Source organism: Streptomyces sp. NBC_00461 (assembly GCF_036013935.1).
Classification (GTDB): domain Bacteria; phylum Actinomycetota; class Actinomycetes; order Streptomycetales; family Streptomycetaceae; genus Streptomyces.
Map to the genome: position 1 here is coordinate 1,553,274 of NZ_CP107902.1, position 21,041 is coordinate 1,574,314.

Annotated in this window: 22 protein-coding genes; 10 read left to right on the forward strand and 12 right to left on the reverse strand. The window is 70.8% G+C overall.

Annotated features, from left to right (window positions below; genetic code table 11):
* Positions 1 to 24 precede the first annotated feature (24 nt).
* Positions 25 to 1,890, reverse strand: a complete 1,866-nt coding sequence (locus tag OG870_RS07590; RefSeq protein ID WP_266586191.1) for an RICIN domain-containing protein — start codon at positions 1,888 to 1,890, stop codon at positions 25 to 27.
* Between the two features lie 370 nt (positions 1,891 to 2,260).
* Here OG870_RS07590 and galU point away from each other — a divergent pair, with 370 nt between their 5' ends.
* The gene (gene galU / locus OG870_RS07595; RefSeq protein ID WP_266841515.1) at positions 2,261 to 3,232 is read left to right on the forward strand and encodes a UTP--glucose-1-phosphate uridylyltransferase GalU; all 972 of its coding nucleotides are present in this window, start codon (positions 2,261 to 2,263) and stop codon (positions 3,230 to 3,232) included.
* A gap of 165 nt (positions 3,233 to 3,397) precedes the next feature.
* Here the strand turns inward: galU and OG870_RS07600 are convergent, their stop codons facing one another.
* A complete protein-coding gene (locus tag OG870_RS07600; protein ID WP_266586187.1) occupies positions 3,398 to 3,850 on the reverse strand; it encodes a DUF4442 domain-containing protein in 453 nt (150 codons plus the stop codon).
* Between the two features lie 116 nt (positions 3,851 to 3,966).
* On the opposite strand from OG870_RS07600, the gene OG870_RS07605 reads away from it, so the two are divergent.
* The gene (locus OG870_RS07605; RefSeq protein ID WP_266841513.1) at positions 3,967 to 4,989 is read left to right on the forward strand and encodes a hypothetical protein; all 1,023 of its coding nucleotides are present in this window, start codon (positions 3,967 to 3,969) and stop codon (positions 4,987 to 4,989) included.
* A gap of 57 nt (positions 4,990 to 5,046) precedes the next feature.
* Here OG870_RS07605 and OG870_RS07610 read toward each other — a convergent pair whose 3' ends face one another.
* From OG870_RS07610 to OG870_RS07625, 4 genes are all read right to left on the reverse strand, one after another.
* Complete coding sequence (locus OG870_RS07610; RefSeq protein ID WP_266530860.1) at positions 5,047 to 5,373, reverse strand: hypothetical protein; 327 nt, start codon at positions 5,371 to 5,373, stop codon at positions 5,047 to 5,049.
* A gap of 157 nt (positions 5,374 to 5,530) precedes the next feature.
* The gene (locus OG870_RS07615) at positions 5,531 to 6,376 is read right to left on the reverse strand and encodes a spermidine synthase (protein ID WP_266586183.1); all 846 of its coding nucleotides are present in this window, start codon (positions 6,374 to 6,376) and stop codon (positions 5,531 to 5,533) included.
* A 302-nt stretch (positions 6,377 to 6,678) separates the two neighbouring features.
* On the reverse strand, positions 6,679 to 7,848 hold the full coding sequence (gene tuf / locus OG870_RS07620; protein WP_266530863.1) for an elongation factor Tu: 1,170 nt from the start codon (positions 7,846 to 7,848) through the stop codon (positions 6,679 to 6,681).
* A gap of 271 nt (positions 7,849 to 8,119) precedes the next feature.
* Positions 8,120 to 8,842 (reverse strand): DNA alkylation repair protein, encoded by a 723-nt coding sequence (locus OG870_RS07625; RefSeq protein WP_266586181.1) that lies wholly within the window; start codon positions 8,840 to 8,842, stop codon positions 8,120 to 8,122.
* Between the two features lie 49 nt (positions 8,843 to 8,891).
* Here OG870_RS07625 and OG870_RS07630 point away from each other — a divergent pair, with 49 nt between their 5' ends.
* Entirely contained in the window at positions 8,892 to 9,665 is a 774-nt protein-coding gene (locus OG870_RS07630) for a TVP38/TMEM64 family protein (protein WP_266923371.1), read from the forward strand.
* 27 nt (positions 9,666 to 9,692) lie between these two features.
* Here the strand turns inward: OG870_RS07630 and OG870_RS07635 are convergent, their stop codons facing one another.
* Positions 9,693 to 10,871 carry a thiolase family protein gene (locus OG870_RS07635; RefSeq protein WP_266530869.1) on the reverse strand — a complete coding sequence of 393 codons (1,179 nt, stop codon included), beginning with the start codon at positions 10,869 to 10,871 and terminating at the stop codon, positions 9,693 to 9,695.
* A gap of 106 nt (positions 10,872 to 10,977) precedes the next feature.
* On the opposite strand from OG870_RS07635, the gene OG870_RS07640 reads away from it, so the two are divergent.
* Entirely contained in the window at positions 10,978 to 11,457 is a 480-nt protein-coding gene (locus OG870_RS07640; protein WP_266530871.1) for a winged helix-turn-helix transcriptional regulator, read from the forward strand.
* A gap of 71 nt (positions 11,458 to 11,528) precedes the next feature.
* Here OG870_RS07640 and OG870_RS07645 read toward each other — a convergent pair whose 3' ends face one another.
* Positions 11,529 to 12,455, reverse strand: coding sequence for a PmoA family protein (locus tag OG870_RS07645; RefSeq protein ID WP_266586178.1), 927 nt, complete (start codon positions 12,453 to 12,455; stop codon positions 11,529 to 11,531).
* Positions 12,452 to 13,639: a Gfo/Idh/MocA family protein gene (locus OG870_RS07650; protein ID WP_266586176.1), complete on the reverse strand. Its 1,188-nt coding sequence runs from the start codon at positions 13,637 to 13,639 to the stop codon at positions 12,452 to 12,454. The genes OG870_RS07645 and OG870_RS07650 overlap by 4 nt, the downstream gene beginning before the upstream one ends.
* A gap of 289 nt (positions 13,640 to 13,928) precedes the next feature.
* Here OG870_RS07650 and OG870_RS07655 point away from each other — a divergent pair, with 289 nt between their 5' ends.
* Both OG870_RS07655 and OG870_RS07660 read left to right on the forward strand, forming a co-directional pair.
* Complete coding sequence (locus OG870_RS07655; protein WP_266586174.1) at positions 13,929 to 14,804, forward strand: undecaprenyl-diphosphate phosphatase; 876 nt, start codon at positions 13,929 to 13,931, stop codon at positions 14,802 to 14,804.
* Positions 14,805 to 15,027: 223 nt separating this feature from the next.
* Complete coding sequence (locus OG870_RS07660) at positions 15,028 to 15,207, forward strand: hypothetical protein (protein ID WP_266531394.1); 180 nt, start codon at positions 15,028 to 15,030, stop codon at positions 15,205 to 15,207.
* A 131-nt stretch (positions 15,208 to 15,338) separates the two neighbouring features.
* Here the strand turns inward: OG870_RS07660 and OG870_RS07665 are convergent, their stop codons facing one another.
* On the reverse strand, positions 15,339 to 16,262 hold the full coding sequence (locus OG870_RS07665; protein ID WP_266841508.1) for an alpha/beta fold hydrolase: 924 nt from the start codon (positions 16,260 to 16,262) through the stop codon (positions 15,339 to 15,341).
* A 135-nt stretch (positions 16,263 to 16,397) separates the two neighbouring features.
* Here OG870_RS07665 and OG870_RS07670 point away from each other — a divergent pair, with 135 nt between their 5' ends.
* The 3 genes from OG870_RS07670 to lnt all read left to right on the forward strand — a co-directional run bounded on the left by OG870_RS07670 (position 16,398) and on the right by lnt (position 19,346).
* On the forward strand, positions 16,398 to 17,009 hold the full coding sequence (locus OG870_RS07670) for a TetR/AcrR family transcriptional regulator (protein ID WP_327690788.1): 612 nt from the start codon (positions 16,398 to 16,400) through the stop codon (positions 17,007 to 17,009).
* Between the two features lie 206 nt (positions 17,010 to 17,215).
* Complete coding sequence (locus OG870_RS07675) at positions 17,216 to 17,701, forward strand: nuclear transport factor 2 family protein (RefSeq protein WP_266841504.1); 486 nt, start codon at positions 17,216 to 17,218, stop codon at positions 17,699 to 17,701.
* A 70-nt stretch (positions 17,702 to 17,771) separates the two neighbouring features.
* The gene (lnt, locus tag OG870_RS07680; RefSeq protein ID WP_266841502.1) at positions 17,772 to 19,346 is read left to right on the forward strand and encodes an apolipoprotein N-acyltransferase; all 1,575 of its coding nucleotides are present in this window, start codon (positions 17,772 to 17,774) and stop codon (positions 19,344 to 19,346) included.
* Here the strand turns inward: lnt and OG870_RS07685 are convergent.
* Together OG870_RS07685 and OG870_RS07690 are read right to left on the reverse strand one after the other, a co-directional pair.
* Positions 19,270 to 20,175 (reverse strand): Gfo/Idh/MocA family protein, encoded by a 906-nt coding sequence (locus OG870_RS07685; RefSeq protein WP_266531384.1) that lies wholly within the window; start codon positions 20,173 to 20,175, stop codon positions 19,270 to 19,272. The genes lnt and OG870_RS07685 overlap by 77 nt on opposite strands.
* 11 nt (positions 20,176 to 20,186) lie before the next feature.
* Positions 20,187 to 20,369: a hypothetical protein gene (locus OG870_RS07690; protein ID WP_266841500.1), complete on the reverse strand. Its 183-nt coding sequence runs from the start codon at positions 20,367 to 20,369 to the stop codon at positions 20,187 to 20,189.
* A 55-nt stretch (positions 20,370 to 20,424) separates the two neighbouring features.
* Between OG870_RS07690 and OG870_RS07695 the strand changes: the two genes are divergently transcribed.
* Positions 20,425 to 20,940 carry a DinB family protein gene (locus OG870_RS07695; protein ID WP_266531382.1) on the forward strand — a complete coding sequence of 172 codons (516 nt, stop codon included), beginning with the start codon at positions 20,425 to 20,427 and terminating at the stop codon, positions 20,938 to 20,940.
* Positions 20,941 to 21,041: the final 101 nt, after the last annotated feature.

The following is a 21,041-nucleotide window of genomic DNA, read 5'->3' on the forward strand; positions in this document are numbered from 1 at the left end:
GCCGGGGCGGCCCCGCACGACTCCCTATGAGCCCGACATGTCCGACGTGCCAAACGCGCCAAACGCGCCCGACGTGCCTGGCCTGCCCCACGTGCTCAAGGTGACCGAGGTGGTCGTCGTGACCCTGTTCGCCACGGAGGTGGCCGCACCCAGGACGTGAGCGGGGAGAGTGCGCACCTCGTCCAGAGGCGCGGGCGGTGCGGAAGGTGTCGTATCGCTGTGGACCTGCGCGAACCGCTCCTCGTACTGCTCGCCCTGCGCGTCCTCGGACTTCTGCGCCCGGGGCCGGGGCTGGGGCCGGGCGTCGGGCGCCTTCGGCGTACTGCCGGAAGAGCCCTCCGTCTCCGCGCGACCGCCGTCCCCCGATCCGCCCTTCTTCTCCGTGAGGCCGGGGCCGTCGTCCACGGCTTCCAGCAGCCACCGCTGCCCGGCGGAACCGTCCCGCGTGCCGACGACGACGTGCGCCCCCTTGCCCGGCGCGACGAGCAGCCCCTTGCCGCCGCGCAGCAGGAGTTCCCCGCGGACCGTGAGGTCGTAGCGCGCCTCTCCCCCGTGCGCCAGGCAGGAGGCCAGGTCCACCGAGTGTCTTTCGGTGTCGGAGTCGAGGCACAGGGTGGGGTCGACGCCGCTGCGCAGCAGACCGTCGCCCTGGTACGACCACTGCTGCGACCCGGCGGATGAGCATGCCGCCAGCACGGCCGCGGCACCGGAGTCGGCCCGGCCGCCGCCGACGTCGAGGCAGAGACCGCTCTCCGCGTTGCGGAGCCTGCCGCGTCCGATCTCGACGGGCTGCCCCACGGAGGCGGGCAACGGGGAGCCGGCCGAGGACTCGTCGTCCGCGGAGCGCGACGGCTGCAGCGAGCTGCTGCTCTGTGCCCCCCAGGTGGCCCGGGGGTCGGGGACACCGTTGTCGTCGGACCAGCCCTTGGTGACGAAGACGGTGGCGAGCAGCGCCGCGGCCGCCACACCGACACCCACGACGACGGCCTTGGTGTGTCGCTGCGTCGGTATCGGGCGGTGTCGTCCGCCGCTCCCGGGACGTGCGGCGCCGCGCCCAGCCGCCTGGTCTCCGCCGCGGCCGGGGCGGGAGTCGAGATAGCGCCGGGCGCCCCAGCCGAGCACGGTCTCCGCGAGCAGCACCTCCAGGCCGCCCTCGAAATGGCTGAGCTGTTCGGCGGCGTGACGGCAGTAGCGGCACTCCATCAGGTGCTGCTGGACATCGGGGAGCAGGGCGCCGCCCCGGCGTATCGGGACGTCGAGGAGACGGTTGTAGAAGCGGCATTCCTTGCCGGGCGCGAGTTCCCGGTGGGCGTGCACACAGCCCACCCTGAATTGCTCGCGTGCTTGCTCCAGTGCGGCCGACGCGGTGGGCGCGTCCACCCCCAACAGACCAGCCGGTACGGTTATGGGTTCGGCCTCGACCTCGGTGTGCCACAGCAGGCATTGAGAAGCTCCCGGAAGGGACCGGAATGCCCGCTCGGCGAGTTTGCGCCTTTCCGGTGTCACTGACCGTGCGGCACGCAGTCCGCGTCCGCCGGTCGGTTTGCGGAGTTCCGGCAGGAGAACGGAAATTCCGTCGTCCGATGCCCACTCCTTGACCGTGTCCCGTACGGCCGCCAGGAGCTGCGGTCGCAGGGCGCCGCCGGCCGGCCGCCCGAGGATCCGGTGGAACGCCGCGGCAGCGGCCATGTCCGCCGGACTCTCCCCGGAGGCAACGCAGATGACGGCGTAGTCATACGTCGCCCGCCAATGTCGGGCCAGCAGCAACGCGCCCGCCCGGGCGCCCTCGGCCCCCTGACCCAACTGCGCGACGAGATGGCGGTCGGACTCGGCGGGCCCCGAGCCGGGGCGGGGCGGGTACGGCGGACGTGGGGGGTAGGGGGATTGCACTGAACCATTTCCTTCCAAGCGGCAGGACGGTATGTGCGGAAAGCGCGTCCATCGGAAAGCAGGTGCCTGATTGGTGCGTACCTATGCCGCGTCAGGTGGTGACCGCTATAGGGCCGCTCACTTTTGCACAATTAGCTCACGGCAAACAAGGAGTTCGAGTGACTCAAGTTCAAAACGCGGAAACTTCAGATAAGTTACCGGCGGTATCCGCACCGGCATTCGAAACAACCATAGGGGCGACCGTCAAGTTGTGTGCGCCACAGGGTGGTTGACGCACGAAACCTCCACCGCCGGGCAGCCCGACGGACCCACAGCGAGCTCCGAAGTTTCTCCCGGCGAACTCTCATGCCCGTCGGCCAGCATGGCCCGCATGATCGCCCCCCACGCTTCCAGCGCTCCGGCTCCCGCGCCCACCCCCACCACCCGCACCGTCCGCAAGGCCGTCGTCCCGGCCGCCGGGCTCGGCACACGGTTCCTGCCCGCGACCAAGGCCACGCCCAAGGAGATGCTGCCGGTCGTCGACAAGCCGGCCATCCAGTACGTCGTCGAGGAGGCGGCCGCGGCCGGACTGAACGACGTCCTCATGGTCACCGGCCGGCACAAGCGGGCGATCGAGGACCACTTCGACAACGCCTTCGAACTGGAGCAGGCGCTCGCGGCCAAGGGAGACGCCGTACGCCTGGACGCCGTACGCGACCCCGCACGGTTGGCCGACATCCACCACATCCGCCAGGGCGAGCCCCTCGGCCTCGGGCACGCGGTACTTTGCGCCCGCCGCCATGTCGGCAACCAGCCCTTCGCCGTCCTGCTCGGCGACGACCTGATCGACCCGCGCGAGACCCTGCTCAGCCGGATGCTCGACGTCCGCGACCGGCACGCGGGAAGCGTCGTGGCCCTCATGGAGGTCCCGCCGGAGCAGATCCATCTCTACGGCTGCGCGGCCGTGGAACAGACCGGGGAGGACGATGTCGTCCGGGTCACCGGCCTCGTGGAGAAGCCGTCGCACCAGGACGCACCCAGCTCGTACGCGGTGATCGGCCGCTACGTCCTCGACCCGGCCGTCTTCGACACACTGGAACGCACCCCGCCCGGCCGGGGCGGCGAGATCCAACTCACCGACGCACTCCAGGAACTGGCCGCGGGCGGCACGGTCCACGGAGTCGTCTTCGACGGCCTGCGCTACGACACCGGCGACAAGGCCGACTATCTGCGCACGGTGGTCCGGCTGGCCTGCGACCGGGACGACCTGGGCCCCGAATTCGTCGCCTGGCTCAAGGAGTTCGTCGCGGGACTGGACGGCGACACGGTCCCCGGCCGACGGCGCCGGCGACTGGTTGCCTGACGGCAGGCCTGGGGCGCGAGGCCGACTGACAGCAGGCCCGGGACTCGGGGCCACCTGACGGAACGCCCGGGGCTCGGGGCTGCCTCACGGCGCCCAGAGCCCGGGGTCCGGGGTCCGGGGTCCGGGGACGACACTCACCCCCGGACCCCGGCAACCACATACTCCTCAGCCGTGGGGACGCAGCGTCCAGACAACCGTCATCTCACCCGTGACGGCGCCGTCGGCGCGGCGGATTTCGATCGCCACCGGGAACTCGGGGCGCTCGCCCGCGTCCAGTTCGGCGACGACGTCGGCGGCCGGGCGGCCGAGGGTGGCGGTGGCGGTGACCGCCCCCATCGCCAGCTTCCTGTAGGCGATCTCGGCACTCACGGCGAGCGGCACGGCCCGCGCGAGGTGCTCCCCGAACGCGGCCAGCACGATCGCTCCGCTCGCGGACTCGCCGAGCGTGAACATCGCGCCGGCGTGCGGCCCGCCCACGTGGTTGTGGTAGTCACCCTGGTCCGGCAGGGCCACCACCGCCTTGTCCGGCGTGGTCTCCAAGAACTCGAGATTCAGGGTCCGGGCCATGGGCACCGTGGCGGCGAGCATCTCACCGATCGACATCTGGTCTGCGCTCATGACGAAGATGTTACCCATGAGTAGCCCGAAGTGGCCAGATCCATGTGCTGATCGGCACAGCCCTGGCAAGCCACAGTGACCGAATCGTGTCCCAGGCGGCACTAGGGTGGCTGCTCATGTGGCCAGGACAGCAGCCGCCCGGGGGCGAGCAGAACCCGCAGGGACAGAACCCGCAAGCGCAGAACAACCCGTACCAACAATCGGGGTACCAGCAGCCGAACCCGTATCAGCAGCCCGGGTTCCAGCAACCCAACCCCTATGCGCAGCAGCCTCAGTGGCAGGCTCCGGTACCCGCGGGCTCTCCGCAGCCCTCCCAGGGGGGCGGTGGCGGGAACCGGACGAAGCTCGTCGCGATCGTGGCGGCCGTGGCCGTGGTGGTGGCCGCCGGTGTGACCGGATTCCTGGTGCTCGGCGGGGAGAAGGACGACAAGGCCGACGGGAGCGGGACCGACGGCAAACCGTCCTCGTCGGCTTCGGCCTCTGCGGACCCGAGCGCCACGGACTCGTCGGACGACGACCCGCGTGGCGCGGAGACCGAGAAGGCGACGATTCCCGGCTGGAAGCTCGTGGTCAACACGAAGTGGGGTATCGCCTTCGACGTGCCCGCGGACTGGGAGGTCCAGAACCCGGGCCTCGGCATCGGCTTCGACTTCCCGGACGACGAGAAGGACAAGGGAATCAACATGTCGGGCACCGCGGAGTACAAGTCCAAGTGGTGCACCTCCGACAGCGACAAGGACGGCAGCACCGACGACACCCCGCTGGCCGTCGTGGGCACCAAGGGCGCCGACGGCGCCAGGAACACCGACGAGATCGCGGTCAACACTCCCGCGTGGTGGGTCTTCGGCGGCTACACCCAGCCCGACAAGAAGAGCATCTCCTTCGACAAGAAGGCCACGCCCTTCAAGACCACTTCGGGCATCCAGGGCAGCATCGCGTGGGCCCAGTCGACCAACACACCGAAGAAGGGCAAGTGCGTCACCGACGGCAAGGCACTCACCTTCGGCTTCAAGAACTCCGCTGATGACTATGTGTCGTTCAACTTCTTCGGGGCCAAGGGCGTGAAGGACGAGGTCTCCAAGGCGACCGTCCTCAAGGTTCTCGGCACGGTCCGGCTCCACGGAACCCCGACCGGGTGACCGACCACAGGGCGTTGTGATCCACCTCGGCGAGGCGGGTCACAACGCCCTGGAACATCAGCCCCTCAGATCGCCGCGGTGGACCCAGCGGCCGGCCAGCGACTCCTCGGGGTCGTGGCAGTCACCGATGCACTCCCAGGTGCCGCCGCTATTCTCGCATTCGAGCTTGGCGTTCACCTTGTTGTCCTTGTACACATAGCCGGTCACCCTGGCGTTCCTGCTCGGCGAGGCGTGAACGGCGACCTTCTCCTTGTTGACGATGTAGGCGTGGCCGACGGGGTGGCAGGAGAACGAAGCGGCCGAGGCGGGCGCCGCGACCACGGCGGGAAGAGCGGCGCCGATGAGCGCGGCCGTACCGATTACAGCTGCAACACGCTTACGCATGAGGCTCCTTCATCCTTGGGAACCAAGAGGTCCCGGGGGGTGGCAAGTCGTCATGAACATGACTTGATCACCTTAAAAGGAACGCCAGCCCTCGTCAAAGAAGCGGTCAAGCGCGAGCACTTGGGCATGGGGTGAGCGGCCGACTTCCCGGTACGGCTCAGCCGATGCCGAACGCCCCGTTGGGGGGCTGGGGTGAGGGTACGGCGTTCTCGTCGCGTACCGGTCGCGCGCCGGCGATGAAGTCCCGTATGCCCGCCCCGTACTCGACCCGCGCCGGGAAGGCGTCGGCCGCCGTGAGCCGGGCCAGGGCGAGTGTGTCGGCGGGGTGGTGTGCGGCGACGAGCACGGCGTTGCCGAAGCGTCGTCCGCGCAGGACGGCCGGTTCGGCGATCAGCACCAGCTCCTCGAACACCGCGGCGAAGGTGGCGAGTTGGGAGCGGAGGAAGTCGAAGGGGGCGGCGTCGGCGAGGTTGGCGAGGTAGACGCCTCCGTCGCGCAGTACGCGGCCGGCCTCGCGGGCGTAGGTCAGGGACGTGAGGTGCGCCGGGACGCGGGAGCCGCCGAAGACGTCGGCGACGATCACGTCCGCGGAGTCCGTGGGGGCCGCTTCCAGCCAGGCGCGGGCGTCGGCGGTGTGCACGGCGACGGCGGCGTCGTCCGGGAGCGGCAGGTGCTCCACGACCAGCTCCAGCAGGGCGCGGTCCGCCTCGACGACGTCCTGCCGCGAGCCGGGCCGGGTCACGGCCAGATAGCGGGGCAGGGTGAGCGCGCCGCCACCGAGGTGCAGTACGTCCAGCGGGCGCCCCGGCTCCGCGACGGTGTCCAGAACATGCCCGAGCCGCCGCGCGTACTCGAACTCCAAATGCGTCGGCTCGTCCAGGTCCACATACGACTGCGGCGCCCCGTCGACCGTAAGCAGCCAGGCCCGCTTCCGATCCACGTCGGGCATCAGCTTGGCAGTGCCGTGATCGACATCTCGCGTCACGGGTATCGACTCGTCCACACCCCCATTGTCCCCGGCCCGAGAACGCACCGGCACACAGACACCCCAAAGGGGCCGCGAGGAACCGCGCGACCAGCCACAACCGGCCTGCAGCCACAGACACCCCAAAGGGGCGCGGGGAACTGCGCGACCAGCCACAGCCGAGCGGCAGTCCCCCACACACCCGCCAGCCAACAACGGGCACCGTGCCGGCACCGGCACACAGACACCCCAAAGGGGCGCGGGGAACTGCGCGACCAGCCACAGCCGACCGGCAGTCCCCCACACACCTCAGCCCCAACGGACCGACTTCCGCACAGCCGTCAGCCGACAGCTGTCACCGTGCCCGCCCCGACCGTCCGGCCGCCCTCGCGGATCGCGAAGCCGAGCCCCGGCTCCAGAGGCACATCGCGGCCGAGCTCGACCGTCATGGTCACGGTGTCACCGGGCCGGGCGACCGCCGCCTCGCCGAGGTCGACGTCGCCGACCACGTCCGCGGTGCGGATGTAGAACTGCGGCCGGTAGCCGGTGGACACCGGGGTCGTACGGCCGCCCTCGCGCGTCGACAGGACGTAGACGCGCGCGGAGAAGCGATGGCTGGGCGCCACGCTGCCGGGCGCCGCCACGACGTGCCCGCGCCGGACCGCGTCCCGCGGCACCCCGCGCAGCAGCAGCGCCACGTTGTCCCCGGCCTGCGCCTCCTCCATGGGCTTGCCGAAGGTCTCCAGACCGGTGACGACACTCTCCAGCCCGGCGCCGAGCACTTCGACACGGTCGCCGACGCGCACGACACCGCGCTCGACGGCGCCGGTCACCACCGTCCCCCGGCCGGTGATCGTGAGCACGTTCTCGACGGGCAGCAGGAACGGCGCGTCCAGGTAACGCTCGGGCATGGGCACATACGTGTCCACGGCGTCGAGCAGCGCCTCGATGGACGCCGTCCACCGCGGGTCGCCCTCCAGCGCCTTCAGCCCGGAGACGCGTACGACGGGTACCGCGTCGCCGCCGTAGCCCTGCGAGGTGAGCAGTTCGCGGACCTCCAGCTCCACGAGGTCGGTGAGCTCCTCGTCCCCCGCGTCGGCCTTGTTGAGGGCGACGACGATGTGGTCGACGCCCACCTGCCGGGCGAGCAGGACGTGTTCGGCGGTCTGCGGCATGATCCCGTCGACCGCGGAGACGACGAGGATCGCCCCGTCGAGCTGCGCGGCACCGGTGACCATGTTCTTGACGTAGTCGGCGTGGCCGGGCATGTCCACGTGCGCGTAGTGACGCGTGTCGGTCTCGTACTCGACATGCGCGATGTTGATGGTGATGCCGCGGGCGGCCTCCTCCGGGGCGCGGTCGATGCGGTCGAACGGCACGAACGTGCCGGTGCCGCGCTCGGCCAGCACCTTGGTGATGGCGGCGGTCAGGGTGGTCTTGCCGTGGTCGACGTGGCCCATGGTGCCGATGTTCAGATGCGGTTTGGTGCGCACGTATGCCGTCTTGGGCATGGCGATACCTCGAAGCCTCTTCGTAGGAGAGATGGGGACCCCAAGGACTCGCCGACCCTCCCCCTGCGGGGTCCGCCGGACGATCCGGAGAGGGTCAGCTTCGGGCGCCGTCGACTGCGGCGACTGGAACGGGAACGGCAGCCTTCGGGGCATCCGCGACCGCGGATGCTGCGAGGTGGAAGGCGTACCGGAACATGACGCCGATCATTGCTGACGCTTTGCCCGGCGTCGAATGGTTTTCCGCTCCACGGTCTTTGCGCGCCACGGCGGTTCAGGCCCCGATGTTCTTCAGCGCCTCCCGCACCGAAAGCGGCGCGAACCGCCCCCGCTCCCGTGCCAGGAACGTCCGTACGGCCTCCGGGTCGGTCTTGGCGTACTCGCGCAGGCTCCAGCCGATGGCCTTGCGGACGAAGAAGTCGGGGTGCCCGGACTGGCGCAGGCAGTAGCTGAAGAGGCGTTCGGAGTCGGTGCGTTCCTTGTGGCGCAGCTGGTGGAGCAGGGCGGTGCGGGCGACCCACAGGTCCTCGTCCACGATCCAGGCGTCCATGTCCGCCCTCAGCGCCGGGTCGGCCGCGACCAGGGCACCCACGACGTGGGCCGCGAGGGCGTCGACGGTGTCCCACCAGGAAAGGGTGGCGACGAGGTGCCGGGCCACCGGGAGGAAGCCGGAGGAGCACACGCGCGCGTGGCGGCGCAGATAGTCGACGGCGAAGTAGTGGTACTCACGCTCGGGCAACTGCCAGCAGCGCAGGGCGATCGCGGCACAGTCGGGCTCGTCGGGACGGGGCAGGCCCTCCAGGACGGTGCGGGACAGGGCACGGCGCACGGGCGTGGTGAGGCCGAGGAAGGGGGCCACGTCCTTCAGGTACGCGCGCATGGGCGCGGCCCGCTCCGGATCGGCGGCGGCGCCGTATGTGGCGGTGAGCCGCTGCAGCACGGTGTCGGCGACTGTGCTGGACGGCACGTCCAAGATGTCCCCACCTGTGACGGTCATGAGACGAACCCTACGGCGATCACACATATCCGTCCGTTAGTGTCACTGGATGCTCGATGCCACCACCCGCTCTGGGGGCACCGCCACGGCCTCTCCCCGGGCCGCCGCCACGGAGCTCGCCGTCGCCGTCGCCGTGCCCGCACCGCCGACCCTGGGCGAGCGCTGCACGCGCGTGCTGCTCTCGCCCTGGTCGCGGCTGTCCCTGCTCGTTCTCCTGCTCGCGGGCGCCGCGAGTGCCGTGCTGGTCTTCGAGCCACAGCGGCTGCTGGCGCACGGCTGGCCGCCACAGTTCGGCGGAGCCGCGGCCGCCGTGGTGTTCGCGGCGGCGTACGGACTGTGCAGCGTGGCCTTCGTGCCACGGCCGCTGCTGAACCTCGCGGCGGGCGCGCTCTTCGGTTCCCAGTTCGGCACCGGGACGGCCCTGGCGGGCACGGTGCTCGGGGCCGGGATCGCCTTCGGTCTGGGCCGGGTGCTCGGGCAGGACGCGTTGCGCCCCCTGGTGCGGGGCCGGCTGCTGAAGACGGCGGACGGACAGCTCAGCAGGCACGCTTTCCGCTCGATGATGGCGGTCCGGCTCTTCCCGGGCGTGCCGTTCTGGGCCGCGAACTACTGTGCCGCCGTCTCCCGCATGGGCTGGCTGCCCTTCCTGCTCGCGACGGCGCTCGGCTCGATCCCGAACACCGCCGCGTACGTCGTCGCCGGCGCCCGTGCCTCCGCGCCGACGTCCCCCGCCTTCCTGATCGCCATGGCCTGTATCGCCCTGCCGGCCCTGGTGGCGGCGGTGGTCGCCTGGCGCAAGCGGCACCACCTGCGCGGGAACTGACGCACCGTCACATAGTGAGGCGACGGTCTACACGCTTTCCACGCTCTCCAGGACCATCGCGTTGGCCAGCCCGCCCGCCTCGCACATCGTCTGCAGGGCGTAACGGGCACCACGCGCGCGCATGGCGTGCACCAGGGTGGTCGTCAGGCGCGTGCCGCTCGCGCCCAGCGGGTGGCCGATGGCTATCGCGCCGCCGTGCACGTTGACCTTGGCGAGGTCCGCGCCGGTCTCCTGCTGCCAGGCGAGCACGACGCTGGAGAACGCCTCGTTGACCTCGAACAGGTCGATGTCGTCCATGCTCAGACCGGCCCTGCGCAGCACCTTCTCGGTGGCCGGTACGACGCCCGTGAGCATCAGGAGCGGGTCGGAACCGGTGACGGCGAAGCTGTGCAGCCGGGCGAGCGGGCGCAGGCCGAGGCGGGCCGCGGTCTCACTGGACGTGATGAGCACGGCGGAGGCGCCGTCGTTGACGGGACTGGCGTTGCCTGCGGTGACGTTCCACTCGATCTGCGGGAAGCGCTCGGCGAAGGCCGGGTCGTGGTAGGCGGGCCGTAGGCCGGCGAGGATCTCCGGGGTGCTGTTCGGCCGTACGCACTCGTCGCGTGTGACGCCTTCCAGGGGCGCGACCTCGGCGTCGAAGAGCCCCTTGGCCCAGGCGTCGGCGGCCTTGCGGTGCGAGGAGACCGCGAAGGCGTCCATCTGGTCCCGTGTGATCGACCACTTCGCGGCGATGAGCTCGGCGCTGATGCCCTGTGGGACGAGCCCCTCGGGGTAGCGCTCGGCGACGCCGGGCCCGAAGGGGTCCTTGCCGGCTGGCACGTTCGACCACATCGGCACGCGGCTCATCGACTCGACTCCGCAGGCGACGACGAGGTCGTAGGCGCCGGAGATGACGCCCTGCGCCGCGAAGTGCACGGCCTGCTGGGAGGAGCCGCACTGGCGGTCCACGGTGGTCGCCGGGACGGTCTCCGGGAAGCCCGCCGACAGGACGGCGTAGCGGGTGGTGTTCATGGCCTGCTCGCCGACCTGGTCGACCGTGCCGCCGATGACGTCGTCGATCAGGGCCGGGTCGACGCCGGAGCGGTCGAGAAGAGTGCGCAGGGTGTGGGCGAGGAGCTCGACCGGGTGGACGTGCGCGAGAGAACCGCCCGGCTTGCCCTTGCCGATCGGCGTGCGTACGGCTTCGACGATGACTGCGTCACGCATGTGCGGGCCTCCATGACGAGCATTGGGTGACTACTGGTGAGTAGGAAATCCAAACTCACCATAGCTCTGCGCGTTGGAAAATCAAACCCTCCCTTAGACTGGCCTCATGGCCGCACCCAAAGACCAGCGCAGTCCGCGCCCCTGTTCCATCGCCGACGCCCTGGCGCTCGTGGGTGAGAAGTACTCCCTGCTCGTCCTGCGCGAGGTGTGCCTGGGCAACGGTCGCTTCGACCAGCTGGTGCGCAACATCGGCGCCCCGCGCGACATCCTGGCCACCCGCCTGCGCCGCCTCGTGGACGCCGGGATCCTGACCAAGCGCGTCTACAGCGAGCGGCCGCAGCGCTTCGAGTACCGGCCTTCACAGGCGGGGCTCGAACTCGAGCCGGTCCTGATGACCCTCATGGAGTGGGGCGACCGCCATCTCCGCAAGGACGACGACCGCCCCATGGTGATCGAGCACGTCTGCGGCAACGAACTGGTCCCGGTCGTCACCTGCCGCGCCTGCGGCAACCCGGTGCACCACGAGGACCTCACCGCACACCCCCAGGCCGACGGCTGGACGGTGACGGGACCGACGGCCGCCTGAGCCTGGTCCTGATCAGGCAAACGGGTGCGAGACGGCGACGCCGCCCGGCAGTCCCGAAAACTCCCCCGCGCTCACCACGGATGCGTCTGCAGGTACTTGGCGATCTCCGGGCGCTCCCACGACCCGTCGGCCACCACGATCCGGTAGCGGCGGGTGAGGGTGTCGCCGGGGGCGAGTTCGAGTTCGTCGTAGAACGCCCAGGACGGGGCGACCGCGGCGAACGGCTCGTTGCGTACGAACCAGTGCGCGGGGTGGGTTCCGTGTTCGCCCAGGTCGTCGTTCTCGGGGGCATGGGCGAAGACGAGAGTGGCGTGGCCGTCGGAGCCGTCGTGTTCGCCGCAGAAGGCGAGCCAGGACGACTGCCCGCCCATCAGACCGGGACCCTCCGCGTCGGGGCCGATGATCCGGCCGTCGCGGAAGGCCCGCGGGCCGCGCCAGAACAGGCCGGTGTAGCCGGCCATCTCGCGTCCCGCGGTGGTCGGGCTGCCGAAGCGCAGCGGCTCGTCCCGGCGGTTGGTGACGGCACTGGTCCAGGTCAGCGCCCAGGATCCGGACTCCGTGTCCACGTCGTGGATCTCGACTCGGCGCTCCTCGTCGGCCCACAGTTCGCCGCCGTACGGGTGCCAGGTGAGCCGCTCGGCGATGACGACGCGGTCGTCGTGGGCGGCCACCTCGTCGAAGGCGACGTGCGCCATCGAGCCCACGCGCTCCGGCAGTTCGAGGTAACCCTCGCCGTGGACGTAGGAGTTGCCGCCCCACAGGTTGGCGCCCGACAGGTGCGAGGCCGTCAGCTGCAGGCCCTTGTGCCAGCGGTGGTCGTTCGGCCGGTAGTCGGTGACGACGTCGCCGGCGAGGGTGCGCAAGGGGTGGATGTACGGCTTCGGGGACTCCCAGGCCGCCTCCGCGGCGTAGACGTAGCTGAGCAGTTCCACTCCGGTGACCGGTTCGGTGATCGTGATCCGGTCGCCGTGGGCGTGGACGACGCGCAGGCCGCTCATGCGGACACCTCCTCGGCGGCTGCGGGAGCCACGGGTGCCCAGCCCGGCGCACCCCCGTGCATCGCCGAGTGGAACGGGTCGCCGGGGCCGATCTCGCCGGCCCTCACCGTAGTGTCCGTGAACGCCGACTTGTACAGCGCGGCGATGAGCTCCAGGCTCGTACGCCCGTCGGCGCCGCTGCTGCGCGGCCGCTCCCCCGCGCGCATGCTCGCGACCAGCTCCCGCAACTGCTCCGTGTGCGAGCTGGGCACGTCGGTCCCGAAGTCCTGCCAGGCGGCGGCCTCGGCGGCCGGCACGCCGGGGGCCGGGGTGATGCGCCAGTTCGCGTTGCTGTGGCCGTAGAGATGGGTGAGCTCGACAGTGGCGCGTTCGCAGTCGATGCGGATGCGGCTGACCTCGTCGGGGCTCAGGACACTGTTGACGACCGTCGCCATGGCACCGCTCTCGAACCGGACCAGCGCGGTCGAGACGTCCTCGGTCTCCACGTCGTGCACCAGGCGTCCGGCCATCGCCCGCACCTCGCTCCACGGGCCGAGCAGGTCCAGCAGGAGGTCCATCTGGTGGATGCCGTGGCCCATGGCGGGTCCGCCGCCCTCGGTCGCCCAGCGGCCGCGCCAGGGCACGGCGTAGTAGGCGGTGTCGCGGTACCAGGTGGTCTGGCAGTGGGCGACGAGCGGCCGGCCCACGGTCTTGTCTGCGAGCAGTCGGCGCACGTGCCGGGAGCCGGAGCCGAAGCGGTGCTGGAAGACGATGGACGCGTACGGGCCGCCGTCCGCGCCCTCCTCGGCCTCCACCGCGTCGTAGTCGGCGAGCGTCGGCACCGGCGGCTTCTCGCACCACACCCACGCCCCGGCGCGCAGGGCGGCGATCGTCTGGTCGCGGTGCAGCGTCGGCGGGGTGCAGACGCTGACCAGGTCGGGGCGCTGCTCACGGAGCATCCGGTCGAGATCGGTGTAGGCGTGCGGGATCCCGGTCTCCCGGCAGAACTCCTCTACCGCGGTGGCATCGATGTCGACGGCGGCGACGACCTCCGTCTCGCCCTCCGCGGCGAGCGCGGACAGCGCGGACAGGTGCGAGCCCCGGCCGATGGCGCCGATACCGATGATCGCGGCACGGACGCGTCGGCCGGCGAGGGGGGCGGGGAGGGGCCGGGACGTCCCTGGGCGGGTCTCGGACGTGGACATGGACCTGATCAGCACTCCTCCGGGGACAACGGGCCGACGAGGAGGAACGCCGAACCTCGGGAAGCAAGCGCTTTCCCCTCCGCTGCAACGTAAGCTCCGCCCCCGCGCGAGGTCAACCATCGGAACGCCATGCGGATGATCATGCGGAGGGCCGTCACCGGGGCCGTTTCGCCAAACCCCGCCCCCGGGGCCGTCAACCGGGGGCGCTACGCTGCCCCGTGATCACCCTGCCCGCAGGCGCGGTGCGCACGGCGCCCTTCCACGATCAGCACTTGGACTCCGTAACTTCATGTCTTGGTTTGAATCCCTCGTCCTCGGACTCGTCCAGGGGCTGACCGAGTTCCTTCCCGTCTCCTCCAGCGCGCACCTGCGGCTGACCGCGGCCTTCTCGGGCTGGAAGGACCCGGGCGCGGCCTTTACGGCGATCACGCAGATCGGCACCGAGGCCGCCGTGCTGATCTACTTCCGCAAGGACATCGGGCGGATCATCTCGGCGTGGGCGCGCTCGCTGGCGGACAAGGAGATGCGCCGGGACCACAATGCGCAGATGGGCTGGCTGGTGATCGTCGGCTCGATCCCGATCGGCGTGCTCGGGCTGCTGTTCAAGGACCAGATCGAGGGGCCGTTCCGCGATCTGCGGATCACCGCGACGATGCTGATCGTCGTCGGTGTGGTCATCGGCATCGCCGACCGGCTGGCGGCGCGCGACGAGACGGGCGGCCGGCACCGGGCGCCCAAGCAGCGCAAGACACTTGAGAACCTGGGCGTGAAGGACGGTCTGATCTTCGGTCTGTGCCAGTCGGCCGCGCTCGTCCCCGGCGTCTCCCGCTCCGGCGCCACCATCAGCGGCGGCCTGTTCATGGGCTACAAGCGCGAGGCGGCGGCCCGTTACTCCTTCCTCCTCGCCGTTCCCGCGGTCCTGGCCTCGGGTCTGTTCGAGCTCAAGGACGCGATGGAGAGCGACCATGTCTCCTGGGGTCCGACGATGTTCGCGACGTTGATCGCCTTCGCCTCCGGGTACGCCGTCATCGCATGGTTCATGAAATTCATCTCGACCAAGAGCTTCATGCCGTTCGTCTGGTACCGCATCGCGCTCGGCATCGTCATCATCGTCCTGGTCGCGACGGGCGCGCTGAGCCCGCACGCGGCGGAGTCGGCGGGCTGACCCACCGCCACCGGCCCGCCCTCCGGGACGACCTGACAGCGCACACCGCTGGGCGCGACCTGGTCACGGCGACGGGGCGATCCTGGACCGATCCCAATCCCGATCCCGGCCCGAACAGCGGCTGTGGGCACGTGTATTGCCACGAAAATCCGTGACCAATCACATAGGTCCTGGGTAGCCGTCCGGTAGCGCAGTGTCAGTGCCTGCCCCTAGGCTTGTGCGCATGTCCCCGGATTCCTTATCGCCTGGTTCCGTGCGCTCTGCCGCCGAGATCAACGAGCAGATCCGTGCACTGTGGATGCGCGCGGGCGGTTCCCTGTCGGCCCAGGAGCGCGCGGAGTACGAGCTGCTGGTGGTCGAGTGGGCGGCCGCGATCCGGAGCGACGTCATTGAGGCGGCCTGACGGCGGCTTGAAGACGGCTTGAAGACGAGGGTCCTGAGACGCTCGGCGTGGAGCGCCTCGCATGCGCCCCGCACATGAAGGAGCCCACGCCCTCAGCCCCAGACCCCCATCAGGTGTCAGGCACCAGGCCATCAGCCAATACCCTCCATGAACGCCACCATCCGCCGATTGACCTCGTCCGCATGGTCGATCTGCGGTCCGTGGCCCGTGTTCGAGATGATTTCGGCCCTGGCGCCGGGCACGAGGCGCGGTACGCGCTCCACCTGGCGCCGCGGGTGCACCAGAAGGCTTCGTTTGCCGAGGATCAGGTGGAGCGGGGTGCGGACGGTGGAGAGTTCGGCGTCGGAGAGCGGGAGCGGGGCCGGGCGTCGTATGCGGTAGGCGCGCACGCCCAGGCGGATCATCATCCGCAACTCCGGCACGATCAGGACCGGTTGTTCCAGCAGGCGGGCAAGTCGGGGACGCAGGGCCTTCGGGGCGGACGTCGCGAACAGGCTGACGAAGATCCAGACGAAGAAGCGCAGACCGACCTTCTCCAGGCCGCCGGGGTCGAGCAGAGTGACCGAGGCGAGCCGTTCGGGCCTGCGGTGGGCCTGGTTCAGGGCGAGCCAGCCGCCGTACGAGGAACCGACGAGGTGGACGCGGTCGAGACCGAGGCCGGCGAGGGTCTCGTCGAGCCACTGCGCGGCAAGTTCCGGCTGGTGAATGGCCTCGCGCTGCACGCTGCGGCCCGGGTCGCCGGGGGTGTCGATCGCGTAGACGGGGCCTTCGGCGCTGAGCGCGGCGGTGTTCGGGTACCACATCGCGGAGCAGCTGCCGGCGCCGTGCAGCAGGACGACCGGGGTGCGGGACGCGCCCGCCTGGCCGGTGGGGCCGTAGCGGTAGACGTGCGTGGTGCCGAAGCCGGTCTCCACGTCCGTCTCGGCCACCGCCTGCGCGCCCATGGCGTACAGGGCGTCGCATGCGGCGAAGTAGCGGTCGCGCCGCTCGTCGTCCACGTACCGCCCGACATCGGGACGGCCACGCTCGCGGTCTCGGGTCGTGGTCTCGGGCACGGATGGCCACCTCCAGAAGCGATCACCTGTTCGTGATACGACCGTACCACTTATTTGGTACGGATGTACCATGACAGCCGACGGACGCGGCCCGGCTGCGGGGCGCTCAGTTGGACCGAGGGCGAGGCAGGGACCATGCCGAAGCGTGTGGATCACGCACAACGACGGACCGAGATCGCGGAGGCCCTCATCCGGGTCGCCGGGCGGCGCGGGCTTGCCGCCGCGGGTATGCGCGACGTGGCGGCCGAGGCGGATGTGTCGCTACGGCTGGTGCAGTACTACTTCGAGACCAAGGAGAAGCTGCTGTTCTTCGGTCTGCAGCTGCTGGCGGAGAGGTTCGCGGAGCGGGTCGCCGCCCGGGTGGCGGCGGCGGGGGACGGCCCGGGCCCGCGCGCGGTAGCGGAGGCGCTGCTGATGGCGGCGTTGCCTGCCGACGAGGAGAGCCGCACCTTCCATTTCCTCTACACCTCGTACACCGTGCTGGCCGTGACGGACGAGGCGCTCGCCGCCCAGCCCTTCATCAGAAACGCCGACGGCGCCGAGCAGGCCCTCACCTCACTGCTGCGGCAGGCCGGCGAAGCGGGGCTCCTGTACCCCGGTGCGGACGCGCAGCTGGAGGCGGTCAGCCTGCTCGCCATGTCCGCGGGGCTCGGCACGAGCGTCCTCGTCGGCCAGCGCAGCCCGGAGGCGGCCGTCGAGGTGCTGCACCACCATCTGGACCGGATCTTCCAGGGTGCGGCCGGCTGAGCACCCGCCACCGTTCGCGACGCAGCCGTTCATGACTCGGCCGTTCCCGACTCAGCCTCGGCGTCCGTGCGCCGTGGGCTTCGAACGGCGGGCGCGGGCAGGGAAGTTGGAGGGAAGTTGGGTTGAGGCGAGGTCGGGCCGTGCGAAGTTGGGTTGATGCCGCGCAGCCCCTTGGCCCGGCACTCCCCATGCCCAACACTGATCCAATGACGCAGCGCGTGGAGCTTGCGACCGTGATGGACCGGCTGGCCGTCGACGAGGTGATCACCGACTACGCGGCGGCCGTGGACGACGGCGACTGGGAGGCGTACCGGGGTCTGTTCACGCCCGGAGGGCGGGTGGACTACCGCTCGGCCGGTGGCATCGAGGGAAGCTCCGCCAGGGTCGCCGCCTGGCTCGCCGAGAGCATGCTGCTGTTCCCGATGCGACAGCATCTGATCGTCAACCGCCGGGTGCGGTTCGGGATCCTGGATCAGGACGCAGGCGACACCGCGCGCGTGCGGGCGGACTACATCAATCCGATGCGGTTCGCGACGGACGGAGGGGAGTCGGCCGCTCCCGACTTCGTGTGCGGCGGCCGCTACGCCTTCGCGCTGCTGCGGACCCACGACGGCTGGCGGCTGAGCGAGGTCGTCGTACAGGAGAAGTGGCGCCGCCTCCCCGAGCCGCACGCCGCCTCCGCGGCCGACTGACCCGGGGCCCTCTGTCCACGGTCATCGAAAGCACGCACACTGGAGCCACCACTGGGTAGGGAGGTGCCGAATGAAGACCTTCGGTCCGTGGCTCGCCTCCCCGTGGCGGCGCTCGGTCATCTCCGTACTGGCGGGCGCCCTGCCCGTGTTCGCGTTCCCCGCCCCGTCGCTGTGGTGGTTCGCCTATGTCGCCCTGATCCCCTGGATCGTGCTGGTCCGCTCCGCGCCGACCGGGAAACGGGCGGCCTACGACGGCTGGTGCGGCGGGTTCGGCTACCTGGTGGCCGTGCACCACTGGCTGCTGCCGAGCCTCCATGTGTTCATCTTCCTCATCGCCGCGCTGCTGGGCGCGCTGTGGGCCCCGTGGGGCTGGCTCGTGCGGCGCCTCCTGAGCGGGGTGCCCGGGCCTGGGCGGGTCATCGCCGCCCTCGTCGTGCTGCCGTCGGCATGGCTGGCGGTCGAGCTCGTCCGCTCCTGGCAGGGGCTGGGCGGCCCCTGGGGCATTCTCGGCTCCAGTCAGTGGCAGGTGCAGCCCGCGCTGCGGCTCGCGTCGGTCGGCGGGGTGTGGCTTCTCAGCTTCCTGGTCGTGGCCGTCAACGTGTCCTTCGCCGTGCTGGTGTCCGTCCGCGAGTCGCGGGTTCCGGCAGTGGCGGGCCTCGTCGCGACCGCCGCCGCCACCTCGGCGGCCTGGGTGTGGTCCCCGCGCCCCGATGTCGACGGCCGGGTGCGGATCGCCGTCGTACAGCCCGGCGTCGTCGACGGCACGGACAGCGCCGACCAGCGCTTCGACCGCGAGGAGCGGCTCACCCGGCAACTCGCCGGACAGAACGTCGACCTGGTCGTCTGGGGCGAGAGCAGCGTCGGTTTCGACCTCGGCGACCGGCCCGACCTCGCGAAGCGGATCGCGGCGCTCTCACGCGGTACGGGAGCCGACATCCTGGTCAACGTGGACGCCCGGCGCTCGGACAGGCCCGGCATCTACAAGAGTTCGGTGCTCGTCGGCCCGGACGGCCTGACCGGCGACCGCTACGACAAGATGCGGCTCGTGCCGTTCGGCGAGTACGTGCCCTTCCGCTCGGCGCTCGGCTGGGCGACCTCCGTCGGCAAGGCGGCCGATGAGGACCGCCGGCGCGGCACGGAGCAGGTCGTGATGAATGTCGGGCACGGGCTGCGCGTCGGCCCGATGGTCTGCTTCGAGTCGGCGTTCCCCGACATGAGCCGCCATCTCGTGGACGACGGCGCCGACGTGCTCATAGCCCAGTCGTCGACCTCCAGCTTCCAGCACAGCTGGGCCCCTGAGCAGCACGCCTCGCTCGCCGCGCTGCGCGCTGCCGAGACCGGCCGCCCCATGGTGCACGCGACACTCACGGGGGTCTCGGCCGTGTACGGGGCGAGCGGGCAGCGCCTGGGCTCGTGGCTCGGCACGGGCTCCAGCAGCGCGGAGGTGTTCGACATTCCGCTGGCGCACGGCACCACCGCGTACGTCCGCTACGGCGACTGGCCGGTGCACGGGGCCCTCCTGATCCTCGCCGTGTGGTGCGCGAGCGAAGGCGTACGAGCCGTCCGGCTCAGGCGGCCCGGTCCTGAACCGCACGTACCACCCGCTCGCACAGTTCGTGAGTCGCCAGTGCGTCCCGGGCACTGAGCACCTTGCCCGCGCGCACGCCGTCGAGGAAGGCGAACACCGCCTGCTCGATGCCGCGCTGCCGGGCCACGGGCACCCAGTCACCGCGCCGCCGCACGGTCGGCTGGCCCTTGTGGTCGATCACCTCGGCGAGGTTGACCACCTGACGCTTGGTGTCCTGCCCGGACACCTCCAGGATCTCCTCCGCCGAACCGCTGAGCCGGTTCATCACGCCCAGCGCGGTGAACCCGTCGCCGGCCAGCTGCAGCACGACGTGGTGCAGGAGCCCGTCCACGACGCGGGCGCGCACGGTCACGTCGTCGACAGGACCGGGCGCCAGGAAGCGCAGCGTGTCCACGACGTGGATGAAGTCGTCGAGGATCATCGAGCGCGGTTCCTCCGGCAGCCCGATGCGGTTCTTCTGCATGAGGATCAGCTCGCGCGGGTGCTCGGCGCACTGCGCGTACCCGGGGGCGTGGCGCCGGTTGAAGCCGACGGCAAGGGAGACCTCGCGCTCCTCGGCGAGCCTCACCAACCGCTCGGAGTCGGCGAGTTCGTAGGCGAGCGGCTTGTCGACGTAGGTCGGCACGCCCGCTTCCAGGAGGCGGGTCACGATCTCCGGGTGCACGACGGTGGGGGCGTGCACGAAGGCGGCGTCCAGGTCCTGGGCGAGCAGCGCGTCCAGGGTGGTGTGCCGGTGGTCGGCCGGGAGGTGGAGGCCGTCGCCGACGCGGTCGAGCGTCGCGGGCGTCCGGGTCTGCAGGTGCAGCTCGACGCCGGCCAGAGCACCGACCACCGGAAGGTAGGCCTTCTGCGCGATGTCGCCGAGTCCGATGCAGCCGACCTTCACGGGACGATCTCCTAGCGCTTGCCTGCCGGGGTTCTGCCGGAAGCATACGGCTGCCGCCGCGGCCGCCGGTCGGCGATGGAGCCGAAGCCGCGCGGCGGCAGCGCGGGTGCGGCCTCGGGCAGAAGGGCGATCGCCCTGTCGCGTACGGCCACGAGCGCCCGGTTGCCCGTCGTGTTCAGGCGCGCGACCGGCATGCTCGGCGGCTCAAAACTCGTGGATGGATCTGAGCGGCTGGGAAAGGATGCGGTCATGACGACCGAACGGCACGAACCCGCGACCACCGCCGACGAACGCACCATGCTGGACGGCTGGCTCGACTACCACCGGCAGACCCTGGCCTTGAAGTGCGAAGGCCTGAGCGACGAGCAGCTCAGGACCGCCTCGGCGGAGCCCTCCAACCTGTCGCTCATGGGGCTGGTGAGGCACATGACGGACGTGGAGCGGTCCTGGTACCGCAGGGTCCTCGCGGACGAGGACGCGCCGCCGCTCTACTTCAGTTACGAGGACGACCCCGACGGCGAGTTCCGGCTCACCGAGGCGGACACCTGGGAGCAGACGTACGCCGCCTGGCAGGCCGAGATCGCGCTCGCCCGGAGCAACGCGGACCGCCTCACCCTGGACGACATCTCCAAAGGCAAGCACCGGCGCACCGGCGAGCGCTTCAACCTTCGCTGGATCCACACCCACATGATCGAGGAGTACGCGCGGCACAACGGCCACGCCGACCTGATCCGCGAGCGCATCGACGGTGCCACGGGCGACTGACGTCACCCGGCCCGGATGCGCGGCCCCCGTTCGGGGCGGGAGATCACCCGTGCGGGGCATCCTCCCCCCGTACGCTGTCCGCCGGGCCACCAAACCCGACA